The following is a 7,374-nucleotide window of genomic DNA, read 5'->3' as shown; positions in this document are numbered from 1 at the left end:
TTGAATTGAAAGATTCATAAAAAATGTCATCCTTTCTAGCTAGCTTTTTAGAAAGAATAACGTTTTTTGACACTTGGGGGTAGTGCAAATTCTTAAGTTGATGGGCATGTATGGTGACCCCTAATAGCAACTTTTAAAAAGTGATATTAATTATGGTAATAAAAATTGAAAGAGTATTTGTTTTATAAAAAATTAAAAAGGTATGAAAGTAGTATGGAATTAAATTTAAAGCCATTAATATGTTATTTTGCAGTTAATTATTCCGATTTGGGAGATCTAACACAACGATATGATGTTGAATAGGTGTGGTATTGTTATATATATTTGTAATAATATCCTTAATCATTTTAATATTTAATTGTGAAAATATCATATTAATACTTGGTAATGTATTTTAGACTACACTTATTATTATTGCATTGAAAGCCGGTATGTAAAGTCAGTTCTGTTGCATAGTTTTCTAAATAAAATTTGAATGTAAAAAATAATTCGTAGAGTAAGATACATGAGTTATTTTAAAGGAACAGAATTTTAGAAGAATGCACATTAGGTCTCTAACTCTATAAAACAAGAAACCATCATGCTCTATGTAAACGAAATCTCGGTTTTTTGACGTACAATGAATTATAAATATTACTAATGATGCATAAGATCTATATGCAATTATACCAACTTTTTATATGTTAAAAAATTTTGTAATAGAATTTGTAAAAACATAGGAAAGGATGAAAAAAGTGCGAGGAATTAAGATTGAAGAAATCTTTCAGGAAATATTAGATGGTAAAAGGTTTAGGTTCCCACCTAACACATGGAAGGGGGATAACAGTATAGAGTTGGCTAGAAGGGTGACAAAATATCTTATTGAAGAAAAACTAAAATGGGACGAGCAAGACATCAAACAAAATTGGAGTACACCACTCATTGTGAAGAGTCGATTGCGTGGATTGGTGAAACAAGTGTATCAAAATAGTCCGTTTAAAATGCTAGATGATGCTTATCCAAATCATTTTAAGGAATGGGAATTGAATATGACGCCATTAAATTTTTGGACAAAAGAAAAAGCATTAGAGGTATTGCAATATGTTATCGAAGAAAAAGAAAATTTGTCATGTTATGAGTTGTTGGATGTTTATGGTCAAAAGTGGTTAAGTCAACAAAAGTTGGGATCCCCGTTAAGGGTATTATGGGAAGGAAGTCCATATGCTATGATAAATGACTTATACCCTGGTGTTTTTAAAGAATGGCAATTTCAAATGGTTCCTAATAAATTTTGGACAAAAGAAAAAGCAAGAGAAGCTTTACGATGGACCATTGAAGAAAAGGAAAAAATTTCACAAAAGAAATTAATAAAGATCTATGATTTAAATTGGCTCAAAAACCACGGATTAGGGGGGGCATGCACTTTAATTTGGAATGGAGATACATACGCCATGATAAATGACTTATATCCGAATTGCTTCAAAGAATGGGAATTTAAAGTAGCGCCTAATGATTTTTGGACAAAAGAAAAAGCAAGAGAAGCTTTACGATGGATCATTGAAGAAAAAGAAATGATCACGGAAGAACAATTACTGAGGGTATATACGAGTAGATGGGTAAAAAAGAGAAAGCTAGGGACACCGTTGGTAAGGTATTGGCAAGGAAGTCCATATGCCATGATAAATGATTTATATCCACAGCGTTATACGAAAGATATGTTTAAATCTTACCGATATAAATAGTTTCTGGTGCAAAAAACAAAAAATTTCGAAAAAATTTTTTAACTTGGTCATACTGGTACTACTAAAAAAAGTGCGTGATTCAGAAGAAAAAAGAAAGAATAATTCATGGAGAGTCGATGAGACTTACATCAAAATCAAAGTCGAAAAAATATACTTATACCGTGCTGTCGATTTCGAAGGAAACACGCTTCGAAGCGTACTGGTCATTAGATATCCGTACCGTAATTTATGCCTAAGACAAATATTCTTTATCTTCCTTTCTATATTATCTCTAACGTGTAACTAGCGATAAAATGTGGAACGGGTTAATTCTAATAGGCCTAGTCACAGGCGGGCTGCTCTAGTTTGTCGGATAATTTACATAAAATGAAAATTATCTTATTTGTGTTAATTTTCTGTTTCCTCTTGATGATACTCTGTGGTTGAAATTATACTAGTAGTAAACTACACAGATCAGAGAGAGTGCCAAAGAATAATTGGAATAAGGACGAGCTTTTAAAAGGCTTTGTATTAATGCCAAACGAACTATATTTATCTATAGTAAAATAAAACAGAGGCAAAACGTTTAGGCTTTGCTTTGTTATTAAAATACTTCCAACAGGAAGCTAGATTCCCTAGTAAAAAAACAAGATGTTCCCAAAGTAACTATTGAATACATAGCTAAGCAATTAACTATTTCTCCTGGCCGATTTGAAGAGTATAGCTGGGGTGGGAAGGAAAAGACTTACACCCAATATTGAAAAATTATAAGGATTTCTTTGATTTCAAGAGCTTACTCATACATACAATGAACGTTTTAAACATTGTTTGGAAGAACAAGTTCTTTTTATCCATGATATAGATTATTTAACAAATCAGGCACACAGTCTTTTTCGTAATTGGAAAGTAGGGCCCTCTTCTATTGGTAGCTTGGAGCGAATGATTGATAGGTATTTTGATACTTTTAAAAAGAATTTGTATCAAAATACCTATCAACAATTATCTTCTAAAACATGTGCTCAATTAGATAACCTATTAGAATCCCCGAACATGTAGTCTTGGCAGAGGAGGAAAATTCCATTTTAGCTTTTTAACAATTATTATCTTCCCCTCGTAAAAACAATTGTTAATACAATGGAAATGGAAGTCAAAAAAAATATTGGTCATTCGACATCTTCAAATTCCAAATGGTCTATTTCACCATTTGCCTCCAAAATTAATAAAGAGATATCACCTTCGTGCAGCCACTGAGACAGTGACAGAATTACGTGCACACCCTACATCTATTCACTACACTTTACTTGCTATTTTATCATTGACTATCTAGTTGATTTATTGGATGAAATCACGCTTAATTTTGGGAATAAAGCGAAGAATACAACCCGTGATGAAACAGTGGCAGAGTTAGAAAAAGTACAAGGGAAAAACAAACACATTATTAACTTATTAAAGGCAACTGTTGATTACACGAATGGAATTATTCAGAATACGTTATATCCAATTGTAAGCTCTTCTACTATTCGGGATATTATCAAAGATATGTCGAGAAACTACCGAGAGTATAAAGAAAAAATTCATTTAAAAATGCATTCTTCCTATCGAGGTCATAATAGAAGGGCTCTATGTGATATTTTAAAGAACCTTACGTTTAAGTCCAACAATCTATCTCACCAACCTATCATTGAAGCTCTTCAACTTATTCAGGAGTACAGTGATAGTGGCAACGTTTTTTGCCATTAGGGACGAAGTTCCGATTGGGGGAGTCATTCAGTCTAAGTGGAAGGATAGTAAAGGGATATAAAGAGTAAATCGAATCAATTATAAAATCGCTGTTTTACAATCTCTTCGAACACGAATTTGGTGTAAAGAGATTTGGATTGAAGGGGCTGACCGCTACCGGAACCCTGATGAAGATTTACCTCAAGATTTTGAAGAACACAAAGAGGAATATTTCCAGGAACTCAAAGTACCAATCGATGCAGAGTCTTTTATCTCGGGTATTAGCCAACTAATGAAAGACAAGTTCCACTTACTGAATCAAGGATTTGAAGGTAAAAGTGATGATAAAATCGCGATTACGAGTAGAAATAAAAAGGAATGGATTCGCGTTATCCCACTTGACAAACAACCAAAGCCCCACATTTACCTATGATTAAACAGGAGATCAGACAATCTTTTGGAGTTATTAAAAGAAACCGATTTTCATACTGGCTTTACTAAGCGCTTTAAAACTATAGCAGATCGTTCGATATTCAACGCAGACTTCTTCTTAGTTTATTCGGATTAGGGAATAATACAGGCCTAAAAGCTGTTTCTGCTGGAAACACTCTGGATAGCTATAATGAACTCCAATATCTCCGTAATAAATTTATTCATAAAGTTTATTTATGAAAAGCAGATGATGAGGTCACTAATTATATTATTTACCATCGAATGAAAGAAGTATGAGGAGAAGCTACTACAGCCTGTACTTCCGACTCAAACATTTTGGTTCTTGGGATCAAAACCTTCTTACTGAATGGCATCCCCATTATAAAAACACGGTGTTATGATCTATTGGCATACAGATCGAAAAACGACGTGTCTTTCTTCTGAGGTTGCATCTATGATGAAGGGTGTTGTTCGTCACTGCACAGACATAGAAATAGACCGAAACTATGTTGATACACACGGACAAAGTGTCGTTGCGTTTGCCTTTTGTCATCTGTTGGGTTTTAAACTAATACCACGTTTCAAGAATATTGGTTCCCAAAAATTATATCATCCTGAAAATGGAAGGAATGAAAAATACGCTCATTTGTATCCTGTTCTCAGTAGACTGGTTAATTGGGATCTGATTCGAAAACAGTATGAACAAATCATTAAGTTTGCAACAGCTTTACGATTAGGGAACGAATCTGCAGAAACTACCTTAAAACGATTTACGAGGGATACCAAGCATTATTTGAATTAGGAAAAGCAGTCAAAACTATTTTTTTATGTGTCTATTTCTGTATCTGATAAATTACAACTATTCGCACAGGAGATTCAGAGTCTTTTATCCCAAAATACCTTACAGAATCTAGCTAGAGACGTTGGGTTTGTACAACGGGCAAGTAAGGATTGAGCAAAAGATTTAATTGCTTTATGTGTATGGATAAGCCAAAGTTTAGCAAAAACATCTTTAACCGATTTATGTCATAGTGATCTGTTTATTCAATTTGGAGTATTTAAACTATATGGATATGTAATTTTACATATCCATATAAAAGACACATATGTATCAATTACCATTAAATTATATTGAAATTATTTTTAGGTAAGGAATTTAAATGAATTTTGGAGAATAAAAGGATTTTTATACTTAATTATCATAGTATAATTATTTCACTTTATGAAATGAAAATTTCATTTAACTTTTTAAATATAACATTTTGATATTTGCATAACAAATATCTGAAAAAACAAATTTATCAAATACGATTTTCTAGTTTACTTATGAAAAACATAGTGATTAAAATAGGGTGGGAGTAAGGACCTTATATTCTATCAAAAATAAATAAAAAAAAGAGATGTAATTACTTTTTTGAAAAAATCTCTATCTTCAAGTGTGTGTGAAGAAATCCTAACGTTAGGTTGTACAACATTTACGATCAAAACTTGTAAAAAACAATAGTGAAGAGGTGTAAGGAATGAAGAATAAAATTATGACAGGATTTTTAATAACATCAATTGTTACCGGGGCGACTATTCCTATCAATACTCTCGCGACGCCAATTGTTCAGGCAGAAACAAAACAAGATAATATAGATATTTCCTCGGCATTACGAAAAATAGGTGCACACTCCAAGTTAACACAAACCTTTATCGATGGAGCTTTAGCAAGTCCGAATGTACAACTTGAAGAAGTTCCATCTTTAAATACAACTCAATTTCTAATTAAACAAGATATGAAAGAGTGGTCATCCGAACTTTATCCTAAATTAATTCTATTAAATTCAAAAAGTAAAGGATTTGTAACTAAATTTAATAGTTATTATCCAACATTAAAAGGATTTGTAGATAATAAGGAAGATAAAGAAGGGTTTACAGATAGACTGGAAGTCCTTCAAGACATGACCATAACAAACCAAGAAAGTGTGCAACGTCAAATTAATGAGTTAACAGATCTAAAACTACAGGTAGATAAGAAGTTGAAAAATCTTGATACTGATGTGGCAAAAGCACAGAGTGTCCTTAATTCAGAGGGAACAGGAAAAATAGATAAGTTAAAAAATGAAATGCTAGATACAAAAAAATCAATTCAAAATGATTTACAGCAAATTGCATTATTACCAGGGGCTTTAAATGAACAAGGGCTAAAGGTATTCCAAGAAATTTATAGTCTATCGAAAGATATCATTGAACCGGCTGCTCAAACAGCAGTAGTAGCGTATAACAAAGGAAAAGAAATAAACAATGCTATTGTAGACGCAGAGAAGAAAGCAGAACAAGAAGCAAAAGAAAAGGGAAAATCAGCTATAGAAATTGAGGCTGCAAAAAAAGAAGCACGTGAAGCGATAGAGAAAAGTAAAAAAGGTGAAATCGCTGCAGCTGCAGTTACAAAAACGAAAGAGTATGATCTTATGAAAGTGATTGATCCTGAAAAAATTAAAAAAACATATAATACTTTTGCTGAAATTAATAAACTAACAGCAGAGCAACGTGCATATTTAAATGATTTAGAAAAACAAAATCAGAAATTATATGACTTAACAACTAAATTAACAGTAGCAGATTTACAAAAATCAATGATTCTTTTCATGCAAAATGATTTGCATACATTTGCTAACCAAGTAGATGGAGAAATTGAGCTAATGAAACGTTACAAAGAGGATTTGGATCTAATAAATAATAGTATTACAAAATTATCGACTGAAGTTGATACCAATAACACTCAGTCTCAAAAAGATACATTAAGACGATTAAAAAGTGTAACAACTCAACTCGAAGAACAAGTTTATAAATTTTAATATTAAGAACATAGGTTTATCGAAAAGATTATAATGCAACTGAAAATAAGGAGGAGAATCATATGATGAAATTTCCATTTAAGGTCATAACTTTAGCCACTTTAGCAACGGTTATAACTGCAACGAATGGTAGTACTATTCATGCACTTGCACAAGAACAGACAGCTCAAGAACAGAAAATAGAAAATTATGCGTTAGGACCTGAAGGATTAAAGAAAGCGTTGGCTGCAACAGGCTCTCATATTCTTGTAATGGATTTGTACGCAAAAACTATGATTAAGCAACCGAATGTAAATTTATCCAACATTGATTTAGGTTCAGGAGGAGGAGAATTAATCAAAAATATCCACCTGAATCAGGAACTGTCACGAATCAATGCAAATTACTGGTTAGATACAGCGAAGCCAAACATTCAAAAAACAGCTCGTAATATTGTAAATTATGATGAGCAATTTCAAAATTATTACGACACATTAGTAGATACTGTAAAAAAGAAAGATAAGATGAGCCTTAAAGAAGGAATAGGGGATTTAATCGATACAATTCATACAAATTCAAATGAAGTTACTGACGTCATTAAGATGTTAGAGGCTTTCAAAACAAAGTTGTATACAAATACTGTAGATTTTAAAAATAATGTTGGTGGTCCAGATGGACAGGGAGGATTGACGGCTATATTAGCG

At 32.2% G+C, this 7,374-nt stretch carries 3 protein-coding genes and 4 pseudogenes; 6 read left to right on the top strand and 1 reads right to left on the bottom strand.

Going from position 1 to position 7,374, the window contains the following annotated elements:
- The first annotated feature begins 725 nt into the window (after positions 1 to 725).
- The gene (locus tag ACS2CR_RS32760) at positions 726 to 1,721 is read left to right on the top strand and encodes a DUF4046 domain-containing protein (RefSeq protein ID WP_003308422.1); all 996 of its coding nucleotides are present in this window, start codon (positions 726 to 728) and stop codon (positions 1,719 to 1,721) included.
- Between the two features lie 88 nt (positions 1,722 to 1,809).
- Positions 1,810 to 1,911, top strand: a pseudogene (locus tag ACS2CR_RS32755) (DDE-type integrase/transposase/recombinase); the annotation flags it as partial.
- Here ACS2CR_RS32755 and ACS2CR_RS32750 read toward each other — a convergent pair.
- Positions 1,905 to 2,039, bottom strand: a pseudogene (locus ACS2CR_RS32750) (IS3-like element ISBt2 family transposase); the annotation flags it as partial. The pseudogenes ACS2CR_RS32755 and ACS2CR_RS32750 overlap by 7 nt on opposite strands.
- Before the next feature lie 195 nt (positions 2,040 to 2,234).
- Here ACS2CR_RS32750 and ACS2CR_RS32745 point away from each other — a divergent pair.
- From ACS2CR_RS32745 to ACS2CR_RS32730, 4 genes and pseudogenes are all read left to right on the top strand, one after another.
- A pseudogene (locus ACS2CR_RS32745) lies at positions 2,235 to 4,688 on the top strand (Tn3 family transposase); the annotation flags it as partial.
- Positions 4,681 to 4,875: pseudogene (locus tag ACS2CR_RS32740) on the top strand (IS4 family transposase); the annotation flags it as partial. The pseudogenes ACS2CR_RS32745 and ACS2CR_RS32740, both read left to right, overlap by 8 nt.
- Positions 4,876 to 5,371: 496 nt before the next feature.
- A complete protein-coding gene (hblC, locus tag ACS2CR_RS32735; RefSeq protein ID WP_438906142.1) occupies positions 5,372 to 6,691 on the top strand; it encodes a hemolysin BL lytic component L2 in 1,320 nt (439 codons plus the stop codon).
- A gap of 62 nt (positions 6,692 to 6,753) precedes the next feature.
- Positions 6,754 to 7,374, top strand: a 621-nt coding sequence (locus ACS2CR_RS32730; protein WP_438906141.1) for an HBL/NHE enterotoxin family protein, incomplete at its 3' end; no start/stop codon positions are given.

It is taken from the genome of Bacillus cereus group sp. BceL291, from assembly GCF_051776705.1.
In the GTDB taxonomy this organism is placed as follows: Bacteria; Bacillota; Bacilli; order Bacillales; family Bacillaceae_G; genus Bacillus_A; species Bacillus_A cereus.
Note: the sequence above shows the minus strand (reverse complement) of the source record. Positions and strands in the feature narration are given on the sequence as shown.

Bases quoted from the DNA above. Each gene is read 5' to 3' on its own strand.
- ACS2CR_RS32760 (WP_003308422.1), top strand. From the start codon at position 726: ATGAAAAAAGTGCGAGGAATTAAGATTGAAGAAATCTTTCAGGAAATA.
- hblC (WP_438906142.1), top strand. From the start codon at position 5,372: ATGAAGAATAAAATTATGACAGGATTTTTAATAACATCAATTGTTACC.